The organism is Streptomyces chumphonensis, from assembly GCF_014779715.1.
GTDB lineage: Bacteria > Actinomycetota > Actinomycetes > Streptomycetales > Streptomycetaceae > Streptomyces > Streptomyces chumphonensis.
In genome coordinates, this window is sequence record NZ_JACXYU010000001.1 from 1 (window position 1) to 16,456 (window position 16,456).

Below are 16,456 nucleotides of genomic sequence, written 5' to 3' on the forward strand. Positions count from 1 at the left end.
GGACGCTTCCTTCGGATTCCCTTCCGGGTTTCCTCCGGGCGCTTCCCTTCGGTGTGTCCACTACTTTAGCGAGTTTCTCGCCCAGCTCCTAATCGAGCTTCTCCGGTCGAATTTCGGCGTGCCGAAGGACGTCCCGGAAGGGAGAGATCGTCAGTAGTGGTTGGCCACGTTCACGCGGCGCCCACTCGATCACGCTGTGATGATCTTTGTGAAGGCCCTGCCTGCGTTCAGCGGCTCGGACTACGTTAGGCGTCCCGCTGCCCGGAGTCAAGTCAGCTCTGGCGCCGACGTGGTTGGTGGGGCCGGTAGGGGCTGACGGTGGGGTCGCCGTCGATCCAGAAGCGGTACGGCTGGTGGGCTCCGTCGCCCCCGACACCGGTGCGCGGCCCGCTCCGGAGCAGGCCGGTGGTGGGCGGCGCCCCGGCGAGCACGTGGAGCGGCGGCGAGGCGTCCGGCTCCTGGCACACGTCGGTGCCGTTGAGCCGGCGGTCCACGTCGAGGGCGGTCGCCAGGCGCGCCGGACCCTTCGCCAGCTCGTGGTCGCGGCGCGCGGTGGGACGTCGGGTGCGGGCGACGTCCGCACCGCTCACGACTTCCCCCGCCCGCAGGAGAACCCCGGCGGCGGTTCCGCTCGTCTCACACACCAGATTCAGGCAGTGCCACATGCCGTACGTGAAGTACACGTAGGCGTGTCCGGGGGGACCGAACATGGCGGCGTTCCGTTCGGTGCGGCCCCGGAAGGCGTGCGAGCCCGGATCGCGTTCGCCCAGGTAGGCCTCCACCTCGGTCAGCCGCACCTCGATCGGACCCTCGGCCGTGTGCCGGACCAGGGTCCGGCCGAGGAGGTCGGGGGCGACCTCCAGGACGGGACGGTCGAAGAAGGCGCGGGGCAGGGCGGTACGGTCACGGGCGGCGAACATGCCGGTCGAGCGTAGTCGAGCGAGGGGAGAGGTCGGGATGGGCTTCAAGAAGTTGTTCGCGAGTGTGGGAATCGGTGGCGCCTCGGTGGACACGGTGCTGTCCGAGCCGAACGTGCTGCCGGGCGGAGCGGTTCACGGCGAGGTCCGCGTCAAGGGCGGCTCGGTGGACCAGGAGGTCCAGGGCGTCTCCGTCGGGCTCCAGGGCAGGGTCGAGGTCGAGAGCCAGGACCAGGAGACGCTGCGGAACGTCGAGTTCGTCAAGCAGCAGGTCGGGAGCGCGTTCGAGCTCCAGGCGGGGGCGGAGCACGTCGTCCCCTTCGCCCTGGAGATCCCGTGGGAGACGCCGATCACCCACTTCCTCGGCCAGGAGCTCCGGGGGATGCACGTCGGCGTCACGACGGAGTTGGCCATCGCGCGGGCCATCGACTCCTCGGACCTGGACCCCGTCCACGTGCACCCGCTGCCGGCGCAGGAGGCGATCCTGGACGCGTTCGGCTCGCTCGGCTTCCGGTTCAAGAGCGCCGACCTGGAGCAGGGCACGATCCGGGGTACCCGGCAGCGGCTGCCCTTCTACCAGGAGATCGAGTTCCTCGCACCGGAGCAGTACCGGGGCCTGAGCCAGGTCGAGCTGTCCTTCGTCGCCGACGACCGGGCCATGGACGTCGTACTGGAGATGGACAAGAAGCCGGGGCTCTTCACCGGGGGCAGCGACTCCTACCGGAGCTTCCAGGTCGACCTCGAGCAGTACCACCAGACCGACTGGGCCGGATACCTCAACCAGTGGCTGGCCGAGGTGGGTGGCCGGCGCAACTGGTTCTGACCCGCCTCCGGCCGGGGACGGACACCCCGGCCGGGCGGCCGCTCAGCTGAGCAGGACGGTCATGGGGGCGGCCCGGCCCGCCCAGTAGCTGACGGCCGCGGACAGCACGTCCGCGGCCGTCGCCGCGTCGGCGGGGGCCGACTGCGCGAAGGCGTCCCAGCCGCGCACCAGGAGGAGCCGCCCGTGCTCCGGCGGATCGGTCCACCCCAGGTCGGTGAGGGCGTCGGCCAGTCCGTCCCAGTCGCGGCCGAACCGCTCGGGGAAGCCGAGGCCGTCGGCGCAGCGGGTCACGAATCCGTCGCCGTCGCCCACACCGCCGAGGTCCACCGCGCGGCTGTCCCAGCCGGCTTCCTCCGGCCCGAGGGAGGGCCCGGGGTCACCGGCGGCGGGACGCCACCGGTAGAGGCCGGGGGGCAGTGATCCGTCGAGCACTCCGGTGAGGTCCGCTTCGGGGAGGGGGCCGGGTGTCTGGGGGCTGGTCATGGGTCACCACCGATGTGAGGGTCTCGTCTGCGGTCTCGCAGGTGCCGACGCGCCGGCGGGAGGCACGGGGCACCCCCGCCATGCTGTCAGCCCGTACTGCCCCGGCTCGTTAGGCTGGCCGCTGCAACGATGCCAGCGATCAGGAGGTTCTGACGTGACCGAGCAGAAGCGGCGTCCACTCCCCCACGACTTCCACCCGCCGGTGGCGTCCTTCACCGTCGTCAGCGACGACGTGAGCGAGGGGGCGGAGCTGAAGCCTGATCAGGTGCAGGCCGGGGGCAACACCTCGCCGCATCTGCGCTGGGAGGGCTTCCCCGAGGAGACCCGCAGCTTCGCGGTGACCTGCTTCGACCCGGACGCCCCCACCGGCAGCGGGTTCTGGCACTGGACGGTGTTCGACATCCCGGCCTCCGTGACGGAGTTGCCCGCCGGCGCGGGCGGTGGCGACTTCGCCGGGCTTCCGTCCGGCGCCGTCCACGTGCGCAACGACTACGGCGACAAGGAGTTCGTCGGGGCCGCGCCGCCGCCCGGCGACGGGCCGCACCGCTACGTCTTCACCGTCTACGCGGTGGGTGACGAGAAGCTGGGCCCCGACTCCGACGCCACCCCGGCCGTCGTGGGGTTCAACCTGCGTTTCAAGGCGATCGGGCGTGCCCGGCTGATCGGTGAGTACGAGGTGCGCGCCGACTCCTGAGCGCTCCGGCGGCGCCCGCGCACCGTCGTCGCCCGGCCGCCCGCTCACCGTCGGCCGGTGGCCGGGCACACGTCACCCGCCGTACACGGCGGGGAAATTGCGTTGTCCACGGAATCCCGCAGCGGCACAGTGGGGGCGTCCCGCAGCCCGGCGGGGCGCCGGGGAGGGTGGACGGGATGCGCGAGACGCTGATTCTCAACGCGAGCTTCGAGCCGTTGTCGACGGTGTCGCTGCGACGGGCCGTGGTGCTCGTGATGCAGGAGAAGGCCGTCGTGGAGCAGTCGCATCCCGGGTTGCGGGTGCGGGCGGCCAACGTCGAGCTGCCGGTGCCGCAGGTGATCAGGCTGCGGCGCTACGTGCGGGTGCCGTTCCGACAACGGGCCGCGTGGTCGCGGCGCGGTGTGCTGGTGCGGGACCGGCACCGCTGTGCCTACTGCGGGCGACGCGCGACCACGGTGGATCACGTCGTGCCCCGGTCGCACGGCGGCGGCGACACCTGGCTGAACACGGTGGCCGCCTGCGCGGAGGACAACCACCGCAAGGCGGACCGCACTCCGGCCGAGGCGGGCATGCGGCTGCTCACGCCGCCGTTCGAGCCCACCCCGGCCGACGCGCTGCTGCTGGCCCTGCGGCTGCGGGACGGCGAGACCCTGCCGGAGTGGTTGACGCTGCCGACCCCCGCGTGACACTCCCCCGAGCACGGGGCGGACGGACCGACGCGTGGCCCCGGCGAACCGAGCGGTTCGCCGGGGCCGCCCGCATGTCGTGCGGTGGTGCGGTCAGTCGATCTCGGGACGCTCCGGGGGGCGCTTGCTCATGCCCGGGGTCGGGGCGGGGATCGTCGGCCCGGCGTCTCCACCGTGCTTCTTGAAACCGTCCAGCGCTCCGCCGAGGCCCTTGAGGGCGTCGCCGATCTCGCTGGGGACGATCCAGAGCTTGTTCGCGTCGCCCTCGGCGATCTTCGGCAGCATCTGGAGGTACTGGTAGGACAGCAGCTTCTGGTCCGGGTCGCCCGCGTGGATGGACTCGAAGACGGTGCGGATGGCCTGGGCCTCGCCCTCGGCGCGCAGGGCGGCGGCCTTGGCGTCACCCTCGGCCCGCAGGATCTCCGACTGCTTGTGGCCCTCGGCCTGGAGGATCTCGGACTGCCGGACGCCCTCGGCCTGGAGGATGGCGGCGCGCTTGTCGCGGTCGGCGCGCATCTGCTTCTCCATCGAGTCCTGGATGGAGGTGGGAGGCTCGATGGCCTTGAGCTCCACGCGGTTGACGCGGATGCCCCACTTACCGGTCGCCTCGTCCAGGACGCCGCGCAGCGCCGCGTTGATCTCCTCGCGGGAGGTGAGCGTGCGTTCCAGGTCCATGCCGCCGATGATGTTCCGGAGCGTGGTGACCGTGAGCTGCTCGATGGCCTGGATGTAGCTCGCGACCTCGTAGGTCGCCGCCCGGGCGTCCGTCACCTGGTAGTAGATGACGGTGTCGATGTTCACGACCAGGTTGTCCTGGGTGATCACCGGCTGCGGCGGGAAGGGGACGACCTGCTCGCGGAGGTCGACCCGGTTGCGGACCGTGTCGATGAACGGCACGACGATGTTGAGGCCCGCGTTGAGGGTGCGCGTGTAGCGGCCGAAGCGCTCCACGATGGCCGCACTCGCCTGCGGGATGACCTGCACCGTCTTGATGAGCGCGACGAAGACGAGCACCACCAAGATGATCAGGACGATGATGACGGCGTCCACCGTGCCCCCTGGACTCGTGTGTTGACGTGTGTAGTTGACGGACCGTGTCGGCCCGGTTCCGCGGGGGCCATCACATCACGACGGCGGTGGCGCCGTCGATCGCCACCACGTCGACCCTGCGTCCGGGTTCGTAGGCGTCGTCGGCCTCCATCGCCCGGGCCGACCAGATCTCGCCCCCGATCTTGACGCGGCCCCCGCTGCCGTCGACCCGTTCGACCACGACGGCCTGCCGCCCCTTGAGGGCGTCCACCCCCGTCGCCAACTCGGGGCGCTCGGCGCGCATGCGCCGGGCCATGGGCCGGACGACGAGGATCAGGGCCGTCGAGAGGACGGCGAAGACGACGACCTGCGCGACGAGACCCCCGCCGAGCGCTGCGACGAGCGCTCCCCCTCCGGCGCCGACCGCGAGCATGCCCAACTCGGGCATCGCGGTCATGACGAGCGGGATACAGAGCCCTACGGCTACGATGAGCCACCACACCCATGCGTCCACACAGGTCATCATAGGTGCCCGGGGCCGACCGGGACAGGGGACCGGCGGACCGGTCCAACCTCAGGAGAGCGGAAGCCCGTTGGCGGTCCAGCGGTCACCGATCCGCTCGACCACGAGAGGCAGCCCGAAGCAGCGGGAGAGGTTGGCGGAGTTCATCTCCGTCTCCAGCGGACCGGCGGTCAGCACCTTGCCCTGACGGATCATCAGCACGTGCGTGAAGCCCGGCGGGATCTCCTCCACGTGGTGGGTGACCATGATCATCGAGGGGGCGAAGGGGTCCCGGGCGAGGCGTCCGAGCCGACGGACGAGATCCTCGCGACCCCCGAGGTCGAGGCCGGCGGCGGGCTCGTCCAGGAGCAGCAGCTCGGGGTCGGCCATCATCGACCGGGCGATCTGGGTCCGCTTGCGCTCCCCCTCGGAGAGGGTGCCGAAGGAGCGGTCCACGAAGTCGTTCATGCCGAGCCGGTCCAGGAAGGCGCGGGCACGGTCCTCGTCGACGGCGTCGTAGTCCTCATGCCAGCCGGCGGTCATGCCGTAGGCGGCGGTCAGGACGGTCTGCAGGACGGTCTGGCCCGGGGGCAGCTTGTCGGCGAGACCGCTGCTGGAGACACCGATGCGGGGGCGCAGCTCGAAGACGTCGACGGAGCCGAGCCGCTCACCGAGGATCGTGGCCTGCCCGGCGGAGGGGAAGAGGTAGCTGGAGGCCAGGTTCAGCAGCGTCGTCTTCCCGGCGCCGTTGGGGCCGAGGATGATCCACCGCTCGCCCTCCTTGACCGACCAGGAGACGTCGTCCACCAGAGCCCGACCGTCGCGGACCACGGATACGTCCACCAGCTCCAGTACATCGCTCATGAGCGCGGTTTCTCCCATTGCAGTCGCTTCGCCCGTGCCGGTGGGCACAGTCCCCAGGGAAAACCTACGCCACGTGTCGCCCGCGACGGCGGTCAGGCTTGTCGGGGCCGGGTCCTAGTCTGGGGGGATGCTGGAAGAACCACGTTCGGGGCGGCTGGCCGCCTGGGGGAACGCGCTGCTGGCCGGGGAGGCGTCGCCGGACGAGGCGGCGGTCCGCGTCGTGGCGGAGGACGCCGTCCATCGGGTGAGCGGGCTGCCGGAGGAGGCGGGTCCGGTGGGCTGGACGCTGGCGCTCGGCCGGCTGCGGGCCCTCGGGGCGGTGGCCCTGCGGGTGGCGCTCCCGGCGCCGGGGCATCCGCTCGGGCTGAGCGGTCCGCCGGAGTTCAACGCCGCGGCGCTGGAGGCCGGGGAGGCGGTGCTGGCGTCGGGAGCGGCGCTCGGGCTGGTGCCCGACGTCGCGGAGGCGGGTCCGGCCGGGGACGTGCACGTGGAGGTGGTGTGGCGCTGCCTGCCGGTGCGGGAGGCCCCGCCCGCGGACGTCCCCTCGCTCGGGGAGGCCGAGCGGGAGCTCCAGCAGGCGCTGCGGGAGGCGACGGAGGCGCTGACGCAACTGGACGTCGCGGGCTCGGGGCCCGTGGCGCAGGCGGCGCTGGCGGCGTACCAGGCGCGGGCCGAGGCCGGGCGGCGGTTGCTGGCGCCGGGGTATCCGGGCCGCGCGGTGCGGGTGCTGGAGCTGGCGCAGCGGGTGGCGGCGCTGGTGAACATCGCGGAGGCCGTCGAGCCGGGTGCGGCGGTGAGCGCCGGACAACTCGCGATGCGGGCGGACGTGCTGCGGCCGGTGGAGCGGATGGCGCGGCGGGCGCAGGTGGCGGCGTACAACGCGTACGCGGAGGAGGTGGAGCGGCGGCGCGGCTGAGCCGCGCCGCCGGCGGGGTGCGCCGTCAGTCGTTGACGCAGGTGTTCCCGAAGGTGGGGTTCAGCGCGGCGATGACGTCGACGGTGTTCCCGCACAGGTTCACCGGGATGTGCACCGGGACGGTGACGACGTTGCCGGAGGCCACACCCGGGGAGTTGGCGGCCACGGCCTGGCCCTCGGCGTCGGCGAACGCGGTACCGGCCGCGCCGCCCACGGCGGCGCCCGCGGCGGCGATGGTGACGGCGACCTTCTTGGCTGCGCTCATGGGGTTTCTCCTGAAATCATCGACAGAGTGCCTGGCCCTGCGCCTCGGCACGGTTACGCGGCGGAACCGCACGCTGAGCAACGGCACCGGGCGGTGTGCGACACGGGCGCGCGGGCGCCGCCCCCCGTTCGGACCAACGACCGGACAGGACTGCGGCCCCCGGGCGCGTGCCCGGAGGCCGGAAGGGGCGGCCGGTGGAGGCCGCGGGGGCAGGCGTTGAGGCAGAAGGTGCCGAACGTCGGGTCGAGCGGGCCGACGACGTCGACCGTGTCGCCGCACGGGTTCGCCGGAACGTGCACCGGGACCCGCACCACGGTGCCGGAGGCCGCTTCCGGCACCGGCGGTGACGAGGCCGCCGGCCAGCCGGTCTCCTCACTCCGTGACGCCGTGCCGCACGGCCCACAGGGCGGCCTGGGTCCGGTCGGCCAGATCCAGCTTCATGAGGATGTTCGAGACGTGCGTCTTGACGGTCTTCTCCGACAGCACGAGCGCCCGGGCGATCTCGCGGTTGGAGCGGCCGTCCGCGATGAGGCCGAGCACCTCCCGTTCCCGGTCGGTCAGCCCCGAGGAACGCCCCGGGGCCGGGGTCGTGGCCTCCTCGGTCAGCAGCGCCGCCGCCACCTCCGGTTCGAGGATCACGTGACCGGCGTGCACCGAGCGGATCGCGCCGGCCAGCGCGTCGGGGTCGATGTCCTTGTACAGGTACCCCGACGCGCCCGCGCGCAGGGCGGGGACGGCGGTGCGCTGCTCGGTGAAGCTGGTGACGACCAGGACGCGGGCGGCGCTGCCCGCCTCGCGCAGCCCGCGCAGGGCCGCGATGCCGTCGCTGCCGGGCATCTTGACGTCCAGGAGGATGACGTCGGGGGTCAGCCGACGGGCCTCCTCCACGCCCGCCGCGCCGTCGGCCGCCTCGCCGACGACCTCGATGTCGTCCTGCACCTCCAGGAACGTGCGCAGCCCCCGGCGCACCACCTGGTGGTCGTCCACGAGCAGGACGCGGATGCGCTCAGCCACCGGGCACCTCCATCTCGACGCGGGTGCCCTGCCCGGGCGCGGAGCGGACGGTGAGCCGGCCGCCGACGGAGGCGGCGCGGTCGCGCATGGAGACCAGGCCGAGGTGGCGGCCCGCGCGGCGCACCGCGCCGGGGTCGAAGCCCCGGCCGTCGTCGGTGACGCGCAGGACGGCGCCGCCCGCGCCGCGCCGCTCCAGCGTGACGGTGACGCCCGCGGCCCCGGAGTGGCGCAGGGCGTTGTGCAGGGCCTCCTGGGCGACCCGCAGGACGGCCTCCTCCTGCGCGGCGGGCAGCGCGCGGACGCCGTGCACGGTGAAGCCGATGTCCGCCGTGTGGGCCCGGTCGAGGACCTGGACCTGGGTGCGCAGCGTGGCGACGAGCCCGTCCTCCTCCAGCGCCGCGGGGCGCAGCTCCACCACGGCCGCCCGCAGCTCGTCGGCGGCGTCGGCGGCGAGCCGGGTGATCTCGTGCAGTTCCGCCTTGGCGCGCCCCGGGTCGCGGTCGACGAGCGCGGTCGCCGCCTGGGCGGTGAGGCGCAGCGAGAAGAGCTTCTGGGCGACGGCGTCGTGCAGCTCGTGGGCCAGGCGGGCCCGCTCCCCCGCGACGGTCAGTTCGCGGGCGCGCTCGTAGAGGCGGGCGTTGGTGAGGGCGATGGCGGCGTGCTCGGCCAGCAGGCGCAGCAGGCGCTCGTCCTCCTCGGTGAAGGAGCGTTCGCCGTGCGGGCCGCCGTGGCGCTTGTTGGCGAGGAAGAGGGCGCCGAGGACCTCGTCGCCGTCGGCCACCGGCATGCCGAGGAAGTCGGACAGCTCGGGGTGGGCGGCCGGCCAGCCCTCGAAGCGCGGGTCCCGCCGGACGTCGGCGAGGCGCTGCGGGGCGGCGTCGTCGAGCATGGCGGCGAGGATGCCGTGCCGTCGCGGCAGGGGGCCGATGGCCTTCCACTGCTCGTCGCTGACGCCGGCGACGACGAACTGGGCGAACCCGCCGCGGTCGTCGGGGACGCCGAGGGCGGCGTACTCGGCGTCGAGCAGGTCGCGGGCGGAGTGCACGATCGTCTGGAGGACCTCGCGGACCTCGACCTGGCGGTTCATGGCGAGGAGGGCCGCGCTGACGGCGGCCAGCCCGCTTCTGATCACCATGTGATCACCGTACCCGCATCCGTCGTGCGGGGTCCGGCCTCCCGCCGGGCGGCCCCGGTCGGGACGCCCGGCGGGAGGGGCCGTTCACTCGCGCATGACCTCGGGCTCGTGGCGGCGCAGGAAGCGGGAGACGACGAAGCCGCACAGGACCGCCATGCCGAGGAGCACGCCCATGTTGAGCAGCCACGCGCTCAGCTCCGGCTCCCACAGCGGGTCGCCGCCGGCCTCCGGGTCCCAGGGCAGCAGCACGTTGAGGTCGGCGGTGTTGCCCATGCCGGCGACCGCCCAGCGGGAGGGCATGAGCCAGGCGAGCTGCTCGATGCCCGCCTTGCCGTAGATCTGGAAGAGCACGCCGGTGAAGACGACCTGGACGATGGCGAACATGACCAGCAGCGGCATGGTCTTCTCGGCGGTCTTGACCAGCGAGGAGATGATCAGGCCGACCATCATCGAGGCGAGGCCGAGGGCGATGACCACGAGGGTCATCTCGATGCCCGGGGAGCCGGAGAAGAGGACGCCCTGGTCGGGCATCTCCCGGGGCAGGAAGCCGATCACGCAGATGATGACGCCCTGGACGGCCGTGATCACGCCGAGCACGATGACCTTGGACATCAGGTAGGCGGAACGGGACAGGCCGGTGGCGCGTTCCCGTTCGTAGATGACCCGTTCCTTGATCAGTTCACGGACGGAGTTGGCCGCCGCCGAGAAGCACATCCCGACCACGAGGATGAGCATGATCGTGCTCGCGTCGCGGTTGGTCCTGCCCTTCTCCGCGGGGCCGTAGCCGAGCCCGAAGTCGGAGGGGATCACGACGCTGACGACGCCGAGCACGGCGGGCAGGATGAGCATGAGGGCCATGAAGCCGCGGTCGGAGGCGATGACCGACGCGTAGCGGCGCATGAGCGTCCACAGCTGCGAGCCCCAGCTCTGGGGTTTCTGCAGCCCGGCCTGGGCCTGCTGCCAGTCGACCTGGACGGGCTGCGGGGCGACGGAGTCGATGTCCGCGGCGTAGAGCTGGTAGTGCTGCGAACCGCGCCACCGGCCCATCCAGTCGTAGTCGCGGTAGTTCTCGAAGGCGGAGAAGACGTCGGCCCAGGAGTCGTAGCCGAAGAAGTTCAGCGCCTCCTCCGGTGGGCCGAAGTAGGCCACCCCGCCCCCGGGTGCCATGACGAGCAGCTTGTCGCACAGGGCCAGTTCGGCGACCGAGTGGGTGACGACGAGGACGGTGCGGCCGTCGTCGGCGAGGCCGCGCAGGAGCTGCATGACGTCGCGGTCCATGCCCGGGTCGAGGCCGGAGGTCGGCTCGTCGAGGAAGATCAGCGACGGTTTGGTGAGGAGCTCCAGCGCGACCGAGACGCGCTTGCGCTGTCCGCCGGACAGGGAGGTGATCTTCTTGTCCGCGTGGATGTCCAGCTTCAGCTCGGCGAGCACCTCCTCCACGCGGGCGTTGCGCTCGGCCTCGGCGACGTCACCGGGGAAGCGGAGCTTTGCGGCGTACCGCAGGGCCGTCCGGACGCGCAGAGCCGTGTGCAGGATGTCGTCCTGCGGGACGAGTCCGATGCGGTGGCGCAGCTCGGCGAAGTGCGTGTACAGGTTGCGGTTGTCGTAGAGGACCTCGCCCTGGTTCGCCGGCCGGTAGCCGGTGAGGGCCTTGAGCAGCGTCGACTTTCCCGAACCGGAGGGGCCGATGACGGCGATGACCGACTTCTCGGGGACGCCGAAGGAGACGTCGTCGAGGATCGTCTTGCCGCCGTCGACCTGCACGGTCAGGTGCCGGGCCGCGAAGGAGACCTCACCGGTGTCGACGAACTCCTCAAGCCGGTCGCCGACCAGCCGGAAGGTGGAGTGGCCGACGCCGATGATGTCGTGGGGCCCGATGCGGCGGCGGTCGTTGCGCGGCAGCTGCTGACCGTTGACGTAGGTGCCGTTGTGGCTGCCCAGATCGCGGATCTCGAACAGGCCGTCCGGTCCGGCGAGGAACTCGGCGTGCAGCCGGGAGACCTGGAGGTCGGAGACCACCAGCTCGTTCTCCAGCGCACGGCCGATCCGCATCACTCGTCCGAGTGACACCTGGTGGAACGTCGTCGGGCTGCGGTCGCCCCGGCCGGCGCCCTGGGCCTCGTGGGGGGAGAGGCCCTGCTGGGCGGGCACCGCGTGCTGCCGCGCGTCGGGCCGGGGGGCCTGCGGCTGGGGCGCGGGGTGCTGGGGCGCCTGCTGCCAGCCCTGCTGCTGCGGTGCGTAGGCGGCCTGCTGCGGCGCCGGCTGCTGCGCCCAGCCGCCGTGCGGCTGCTCGGCCGGCTGCGGCTGCGCCTGCTGCGGTGCCGGCTGCGCCGACCGGGGGGCCGCCGCGGGCGCGGTGAACACCAGGCGCGGCCCGTCGGTGGCGTTCCCCAGATGCAGTACCGTGCCGGGGCCGACCTCCAGCTGCTGGACGCGCTGCCCCCGCGTGTAGGTGCCGTTCGTGCTCCCCGGATCGTCGATCACCCAGGAGCGACCGCCCCACCGCAGCGTGGCGTGCCGCCACGAGACGCGCGCGTCGTCCAGGACGAGATCCCCCTGGGGGTCACGCCCCAGTACGTACGACCGGGACGGGTCGAGCGTCCAGGTCCTGCCGTTCAGTTCCAGTACGAGTTCCGGCACTCCATGCCCCACAGATTTCTTCCCCCGAGCTACCCCCCTGCCTGGAGGGTCTAGGGATGGCGAACATCGTGGGGAACTATTCCAGGCCGGGCCCGTGGACAGGAAGTCGGGCCGCGCGAACCCGTGCCCCGACCCGGCGGAATCCGCCGCGAGCACGCAAGGCGGACATCCGCGAGCACCGGCGCGGGCGTCCGTCCGGGGTACGGACAGGAGTACGAGGGGGCCGCAGGTGCCGATACGGTGGAACCACCATGAGCGCGACGCAGACTCCCCCGCTCCCGCCCGGCATGCCCGGCGAGGACGCTCCCACCCTGCTGGTCAAGATCTTCGGCAAGGACCGTCCCGGCATCACGGCGGGCCTCTTCGACACCCTGGCCGCCTACGGCCTCGCGGTGGTGGACATCGAGCAGGTCGTCACCCGGGGCCGGATAACGCTGTGCGCCCTGGTCACGGCGCCGGACGGGGCCGGCTCCGGCACGGGCGAGGGGGCGCTGCGGGCCACCGTGCACAGCTGGGCCGAGTCGCTGAAGCTCCAGGCCGAGATCATCTCCGGGCACGGGGACAACCGGCCGCGCGGCGTGGGCCGTTCGCACGTGACGGTGCTGGGCCAGCCGCTGACCGCCGAGTCGACGGCGGCCATCGCCGCCTGCATCACCGGCGCGGGCGGCAACATCGACCGCATCTTCCGGTTGGCCAAGTACCCGGTGACCGCCGTGGAGTTCGAGGTCTCCGGCGCGCTGACAGAACCGTTGCGGACGGCGCTGGCCACGGAGTCGGCGGCCCTCGGCGTGGACGTCGCCGTCGTCGCGTCCGGGTTGCAGCGGCGCGCCCAGCGGCTCGTCGTGATGGACGTCGACTCCACCCTCATCCAGGACGAGGTCATCGAGCTGTTCGCCGGGCACGCGGGCTGCGAGGACAAGGTGGCCGAGGTGACGGCGGCCGCTATGCGCGGTGAGCTGGACTTCGAGGAGTCGCTGCACGCCCGCGTCGCCCTGCTGGCCGGGCTCGACGCCTCCGTGGTGGACGAGGTCCGGCGGCAGGTGCGGCTCACGCCCGGCGCGAACACGCTCGTGCGCACGCTGAAGCTGCTCGGCTACCAGGTGGGCGTGGTCTCCGGCGGCTTCACCCAGGTGACGGACGAGCTCAGGGAGCGGCTGGGACTGGACTTCGCCTCGGCCAACACCCTGGAGATCGTCGACGGCAAGCTCACCGGCCGGGTGACCGGGGAGATCGTGGACCGGGCGGGCAAGGCGCGGCTGCTGCGCCGGTTCGCCGAGGAGGCGGGCGTCCCCCTGGCACAGACCGTGGCCATCGGGGACGGCGCGAACGACCTGGACATGCTGAACGCCGCCGGGCTGGGCGTGGCCTTCAACGCCAAGCCCGTCGTGCAGGAGGCCGCCCACACGGCCGTCAACGTGCCGTTCCTCGACACCGTGCTGTACCTGCTGGGGATCACCCGGGAAGAGGTGGAGGCCGCCGACACCGCCCGGTGACCCGGTGGCCCGGTCCGTTCCCCGGCGGCCGGGGAACGGACCGCGGCACTCAGGCGTGCGGGGCCCAGAACTCCACGAGACGGCCCGCGCCCGGCTCCACCGACTTCCAGGAACCGTCCACGGTGAGGACCGCCATCGCGGAGGTCGGGAAGCCGCGCTCCATGCGGCCGCGGGCCTCCGGCTCGGCGGAGCCGGTCAGCACGTCGGCCAGCCCCTGCATCCCGGGGTTGTGGCCGATGACGAGGAGCTCGCGGACGTCGTCGGGCACCTCGTTGAGCACGGCGATGATCTCTCCGGGCGACGCGTCGTACAGCCGGTCCTCGTAGACGGTCCTGGGGCGCTTGGGCAGCTGCGGCACGAGCAGCTTCCACGTCTCACGGGTGCGGGCGGCGGTCGAGCACAGGGTCAGCTCGGGGCCGATGCCCTGCGACGCCAGCCAGTCACCGGCCAGCGGGGCGTCCTTGCGGCCGCGTTCCGCCAGCGGCCGCTCGTGATCGGGTACCTCGGGCCAGTCTGCCTTGGCGTGTCGGAGTAGGACCATCCTGCGGGGCTGATCGACGCTCATGCCTCCCAGCTTCGCACGAAACCGACCACCGGGCTCGGGCTGTTGACGACTTGCGTCGCTCAGGCGGAGCCGGCGGCGTGCAGCTTCTCCCACAGCACGGAGGCCACCTGCCCGAAGCCGCTCGCGGTCTCGGCCGCGCCGCCGGAGCCCTGCCCGCCGCCGAGCAGGAGCAGAGCCAGCAGCAGGGCGAAGACGGCCACCGGCAGCGGGAGGGCCCACCAGCGCAGTCGCGGACCCGTGGCTGCGTCGTGGCGGCGGGAGGTCGGACGGGCGCCGGCGGCGGTCGTCATCGGCTCGCCTTTCGTCGGGTCGTGCGGGGCGTCGAGCGGTACCTCGACGCTATGGCGCGCGACGCCACGGGCCTACCCGGGAACCCACCCACCCTTCCCTGACCTCCACCCCCTAGGGGACGGTGGGGCTACCCCCACCCCGCCCGGTGTCTGCGGTCGGACGCGCGTCACGGGCGGTGGGTCGACGTCTCGCGGCCCGAGCCGTCGTCCCACGGGGTGCCGAGCCGGTCCAGGACGGCCTCGGCCAGCTGACGGAACTCCCGGTAGCAGGTCTTCACGTACTGCTGGGTACTGCCCAGCGCACCGTCGGCCGGACGCAGGTCGAACATCGGCTTCCGGGCGTCGTGGGCCAGCGGCATGAGGCTGCGGTAGTTGCGCAGGGTGGCGATGCGATGCCGGTCGTCCTGGGCTGGCGATGACTCTCCGAGCACGGCGGCCGTGTAGACCCATGGGATGCGCCGGAGCCATCGCCGGTACGCCTTGACGGGGCGGTCAAGACGCATTTCGGGCTGCATGATCACGTAGCCGAGGGGACGCATGTCGGCGTCCGGTGCCGAGATACCGGCGGGAACCCGGGGCAGGACGAGCGTCTGCCAGTCGGTTCGCCACTGGCGCAGCGTCGGTCCCAGGTTGCTCAGGCCCTTCAGCGAGAAGAGATCCGCCGCCAGGGGCATGAGCACGGTGTCGGCCGAGATGAGTGCGGCGCGGTTGATCGCGCCGAGGTTCGGCCCGACGTCGATCAGGACGACGTCCGCCTCCACTGCGGACACGGCCTGTTCGATGATGCGGTGGAACGCGGTGGAGGTGCGGATCGCCGCGATGTCTCCTCCGTAGGCCCGGGACCACTCGTTGGACAGCTTGTCCTCGAACCGACTCAGGTCCAGGCTGCCGGGAAGCAGCCACAGACCCGGTTCGAGCTGAGCGGGCTCGACGTGTGCGACGTCACCGGTGCCCTCCAGGATCGGCCGGACGGCGTCGGCGATGGTCTGGCCGCTGCGCACCCGGCCGGCGCCGGGCGGGCCTCCCGGAGCGGGCCCTCTCATCGATGAGCTCGGAGCCGTTCTCCCACAGCTCCTCGATCTCCGTCTCCTCCAGGCACATCGAGGTCAGGTTCGCCTGCGGGTCGAGGTCCACGGCCAGCACGGTGAGCCCGAGCCGTCGGATCATGTGCGCCAGATGGTAGGACAGGGTCGTCTTTCCCACACCGCCCTTGTTGTTGAACAGCGCGATCGACGTCATGCCGCACTCCGGATGACGACGGCCCACGAAACGTCGTCGACCTGGAACTCGGCCGCCGGGTTCCCGTTGTTCTCCAGCGCCTTCCGTACCCGGCCCACTCCACGGCCGAACCGGTTGACGTATCCGAGCCCCTTCATCGCAGCGGCGAGGGAAGGATTGCGGTAGTCCGTCACACGGTCGAAGTTGTCGGCGCGCACCTGGCCGAACGGACCGCCGGGGTTGGTCACCTCGATCCTGTCCTCGATGGCGCATACGGCCTTCCCGATGGCGTCACCGCGTCCTCCCTCCCGCTTCGCGGTGCTCTTGAACTCCAGCGTGGGTCCCTCCTGCGTGCCGAGGAGGTCGGCAAGGTCTACGTCGTCTGCGCTCACGGGCGCCATTGTGCCGTGTCGACGAAGGCGGACGGGCCGGGCGGTCGGCTCGGCTGTGGCGTCAGGGGTGGGGTGGGCGGGGGGTGAGGACGGCCCAGACGGTCTTGCCGGCGGGCGGGCAGGGCGCGTGGCCCCAGGCGTCGGCGAGGGCCGTGACGAGCAGGAGACCGCGTCCCGTCTCGTCCTCCGCCCCGGGGGTGGGGGCGCGCAGCGGGACGTGGGTGCCGCGCGCGTCGGTGACCTCGACCAGGACGCTCCCGGCGACGGGGTCGTGGGTGAGGGCGACCCGGAAGTCCCGTCCCTGGACGCGGCCGTGGAAGAGGGCGTTGGCCGCCAGCTCGGCCACGACGACCTCCGTCCGTTCCGCGACGTCCGGTGGAACGCCCCAGGTGCGGAGCTGGTCGGCCGCGAGCAGGCGGGCGAGCCGGGCGCCCCGGCGGGTCGAGGAGTAGAGCTGGCTGAACGTGCGGACGGCGGGGCGGTGCTGGCGTTCCAGGGAGTCCATGGGGGCCACCTTGGTGGCCCGCGCA

Annotated in this window: 21 protein-coding genes; 5 read left to right on the forward strand and 16 right to left on the reverse strand. The window is 72.4% G+C overall.

From position 1 onward, the window contains the following. Positions 1-272: 272 nt before the first annotated feature. Positions 273-920, reverse strand: coding sequence for a DNA-3-methyladenine glycosylase (locus IF129_RS00005; protein WP_191207279.1), 648 nt, complete (start codon positions 918-920; stop codon positions 273-275). A gap of 37 nt (positions 921-957) precedes the next feature. On the opposite strand from IF129_RS00005, the gene IF129_RS00010 reads away from it, so the two are divergent. Further along, positions 958-1,740, forward strand: coding sequence for a sporulation protein (locus IF129_RS00010; RefSeq protein WP_191207280.1), 783 nt, complete (start codon positions 958-960; stop codon positions 1,738-1,740). A 42-nt stretch (positions 1,741-1,782) separates the two neighbouring features. Here IF129_RS00010 and IF129_RS00015 read toward each other — a convergent pair whose 3' ends face one another. Further along, positions 1,783-2,223 carry a barstar family protein gene (locus IF129_RS00015; protein WP_191207281.1) on the reverse strand — a complete coding sequence of 147 codons (441 nt, stop codon included), beginning with the start codon at positions 2,221-2,223 and terminating at the stop codon, positions 1,783-1,785. 154 nt (positions 2,224-2,377) lie between these two features. Here IF129_RS00015 and IF129_RS00020 point away from each other — a divergent pair, with 154 nt between their 5' ends. Next, on the forward strand, positions 2,378-2,917 hold the full coding sequence (locus IF129_RS00020; RefSeq protein ID WP_191207282.1) for a YbhB/YbcL family Raf kinase inhibitor-like protein: 540 nt from the start codon (positions 2,378-2,380) through the stop codon (positions 2,915-2,917). A 176-nt stretch (positions 2,918-3,093) separates the two neighbouring features. Then, the gene (locus IF129_RS00025; RefSeq protein WP_191207283.1) at positions 3,094-3,603 is read left to right on the forward strand and encodes an HNH endonuclease; all 510 of its coding nucleotides are present in this window, start codon (positions 3,094-3,096) and stop codon (positions 3,601-3,603) included. A gap of 93 nt (positions 3,604-3,696) precedes the next feature. Here the strand turns inward: IF129_RS00025 and IF129_RS00030 are convergent, their stop codons facing one another. From IF129_RS00030 to IF129_RS00040, 3 genes are all read right to left on the reverse strand, one after another. Then, positions 3,697-4,653, reverse strand: a complete 957-nt coding sequence (locus IF129_RS00030) for an SPFH domain-containing protein (RefSeq protein ID WP_191207284.1) — start codon at positions 4,651-4,653, stop codon at positions 3,697-3,699. Between the two features lie 70 nt (positions 4,654-4,723). After that, positions 4,724-5,155: an NfeD family protein gene (locus IF129_RS00035; RefSeq protein WP_191207285.1), complete on the reverse strand. Its 432-nt coding sequence runs from the start codon at positions 5,153-5,155 to the stop codon at positions 4,724-4,726. Between the two features lie 51 nt (positions 5,156-5,206). Beyond that, entirely contained in the window at positions 5,207-5,998 is a 792-nt protein-coding gene (locus IF129_RS00040; RefSeq protein ID WP_191207286.1) for an ABC transporter ATP-binding protein, read from the reverse strand. A 127-nt stretch (positions 5,999-6,125) separates the two neighbouring features. Here IF129_RS00040 and IF129_RS00045 point away from each other — a divergent pair, with 127 nt between their 5' ends. Beyond that, entirely contained in the window at positions 6,126-6,914 is a 789-nt protein-coding gene (locus tag IF129_RS00045; RefSeq protein ID WP_191207287.1) for a hypothetical protein, read from the forward strand. A gap of 25 nt (positions 6,915-6,939) precedes the next feature. Here the strand turns inward: IF129_RS00045 and IF129_RS00050 are convergent, their stop codons facing one another. From IF129_RS00050 to IF129_RS00070, 5 genes are all read right to left on the reverse strand, one after another. Continuing rightward, complete coding sequence (locus IF129_RS00050) at positions 6,940-7,179, reverse strand: chaplin (RefSeq protein ID WP_191207288.1); 240 nt, start codon at positions 7,177-7,179, stop codon at positions 6,940-6,942. A gap of 53 nt (positions 7,180-7,232) precedes the next feature. Beyond that, the gene (locus IF129_RS26850; protein WP_318153464.1) at positions 7,233-7,517 is read right to left on the reverse strand and encodes a chaplin; all 285 of its coding nucleotides are present in this window, start codon (positions 7,515-7,517) and stop codon (positions 7,233-7,235) included. A 34-nt stretch (positions 7,518-7,551) separates the two neighbouring features. Then, a complete protein-coding gene (locus IF129_RS00060) occupies positions 7,552-8,193 on the reverse strand; it encodes a response regulator (RefSeq protein ID WP_191207289.1) in 642 nt (213 codons plus the stop codon). Continuing rightward, positions 8,186-9,328: a GAF domain-containing sensor histidine kinase gene (locus IF129_RS00065; protein ID WP_191207290.1), complete on the reverse strand. Its 1,143-nt coding sequence runs from the start codon at positions 9,326-9,328 to the stop codon at positions 8,186-8,188. Before IF129_RS00065 ends, IF129_RS00060 begins: the two co-directional genes overlap by 8 nt. 84 nt (positions 9,329-9,412) lie before the next feature. Next, complete coding sequence (locus IF129_RS00070; RefSeq protein ID WP_191207291.1) at positions 9,413-11,968, reverse strand: FHA domain-containing protein; 2,556 nt, start codon at positions 11,966-11,968, stop codon at positions 9,413-9,415. Positions 11,969-12,219: 251 nt separating this feature from the next. Between IF129_RS00070 and serB the strand changes: the two genes are divergently transcribed. Further along, on the forward strand, positions 12,220-13,461 hold the full coding sequence (gene serB / locus IF129_RS00075) for a phosphoserine phosphatase SerB (RefSeq protein ID WP_191207292.1): 1,242 nt from the start codon (positions 12,220-12,222) through the stop codon (positions 13,459-13,461). A gap of 49 nt (positions 13,462-13,510) precedes the next feature. Here serB and IF129_RS00080 read toward each other — a convergent pair whose 3' ends face one another. From IF129_RS00080 to IF129_RS00100, 6 genes are all read right to left on the reverse strand, one after another. Beyond that, positions 13,511-14,026 (reverse strand): SixA phosphatase family protein, encoded by a 516-nt coding sequence (locus IF129_RS00080; protein ID WP_191207293.1) that lies wholly within the window; start codon positions 14,024-14,026, stop codon positions 13,511-13,513. A gap of 59 nt (positions 14,027-14,085) precedes the next feature. After that, the gene (locus IF129_RS00085) at positions 14,086-14,316 is read right to left on the reverse strand and encodes a hypothetical protein (protein WP_191207294.1); all 231 of its coding nucleotides are present in this window, start codon (positions 14,314-14,316) and stop codon (positions 14,086-14,088) included. 167 nt (positions 14,317-14,483) lie between these two features. Further along, entirely contained in the window at positions 14,484-15,317 is an 834-nt protein-coding gene (locus tag IF129_RS00090) for a ParA family protein (protein ID WP_318153465.1), read from the reverse strand. Continuing rightward, positions 15,259-15,555 (reverse strand): ParA family protein, encoded by a 297-nt coding sequence (locus IF129_RS26015; protein WP_224754183.1) that lies wholly within the window; start codon positions 15,553-15,555, stop codon positions 15,259-15,261. Before IF129_RS26015 ends, IF129_RS00090 begins: the two co-directional genes overlap by 59 nt. Beyond that, a complete protein-coding gene (locus IF129_RS26020; RefSeq protein WP_318153466.1) occupies positions 15,552-15,926 on the reverse strand; it encodes an ATP-binding protein in 375 nt (124 codons plus the stop codon). Before IF129_RS26020 ends, IF129_RS26015 begins: the two co-directional genes overlap by 4 nt. A gap of 61 nt (positions 15,927-15,987) precedes the next feature. After that, the gene (locus IF129_RS00100) at positions 15,988-16,431 is read right to left on the reverse strand and encodes an ATP-binding protein (RefSeq protein WP_191207295.1); all 444 of its coding nucleotides are present in this window, start codon (positions 16,429-16,431) and stop codon (positions 15,988-15,990) included. Positions 16,432-16,456 lie beyond the last annotated feature (25 nt).

Coding starts and splice junctions, on each gene's coding strand:
- IF129_RS00080 (WP_191207293.1), bottom strand. CDS start 14,026: ATGAGCGTCGATCAGCCCCGCAGGATGGTCCTACTCCGACACGCCAAG.
- IF129_RS00040 (WP_191207286.1), bottom strand. CDS start 5,998: ATGAGCGATGTACTGGAGCTGGTGGACGTATCCGTGGTCCGCGACGGT.
- IF129_RS00085 (WP_191207294.1), bottom strand. CDS start 14,316: ATGACGACCGCCGCCGGCGCCCGTCCGACCTCCCGCCGCCACGACGCA.
- IF129_RS00065 (WP_191207290.1), bottom strand. CDS start 9,328: ATGGTGATCAGAAGCGGGCTGGCCGCCGTCAGCGCGGCCCTCCTCGCC.
- IF129_RS00035 (WP_191207285.1), bottom strand. CDS start 5,155: ATGACCTGTGTGGACGCATGGGTGTGGTGGCTCATCGTAGCCGTAGGG.
- IF129_RS00010 (WP_191207280.1), top strand. CDS start 958: ATGGGCTTCAAGAAGTTGTTCGCGAGTGTGGGAATCGGTGGCGCCTCG.
- IF129_RS26015 (WP_224754183.1), bottom strand. CDS start 15,555: ATGACGTCGATCGCGCTGTTCAACAACAAGGGCGGTGTGGGAAAGACG.
- IF129_RS00100 (WP_191207295.1), bottom strand. CDS start 16,431: ATGGACTCCCTGGAACGCCAGCACCGCCCCGCCGTCCGCACGTTCAGC.
- IF129_RS00005 (WP_191207279.1), bottom strand. CDS start 920: ATGTTCGCCGCCCGTGACCGTACCGCCCTGCCCCGCGCCTTCTTCGAC.
- serB (WP_191207292.1), top strand. CDS start 12,220: ATGAGCGCGACGCAGACTCCCCCGCTCCCGCCCGGCATGCCCGGCGAG.
- IF129_RS00025 (WP_191207283.1), top strand. CDS start 3,094: ATGCGCGAGACGCTGATTCTCAACGCGAGCTTCGAGCCGTTGTCGACG.
- IF129_RS00050 (WP_191207288.1), bottom strand. CDS start 7,179: ATGAGCGCAGCCAAGAAGGTCGCCGTCACCATCGCCGCCGCGGGCGCC.
- IF129_RS00015 (WP_191207281.1), bottom strand. CDS start 2,223: ATGACCAGCCCCCAGACACCCGGCCCCCTCCCCGAAGCGGACCTCACC.
- IF129_RS00045 (WP_191207287.1), top strand. CDS start 6,126: ATGCTGGAAGAACCACGTTCGGGGCGGCTGGCCGCCTGGGGGAACGCG.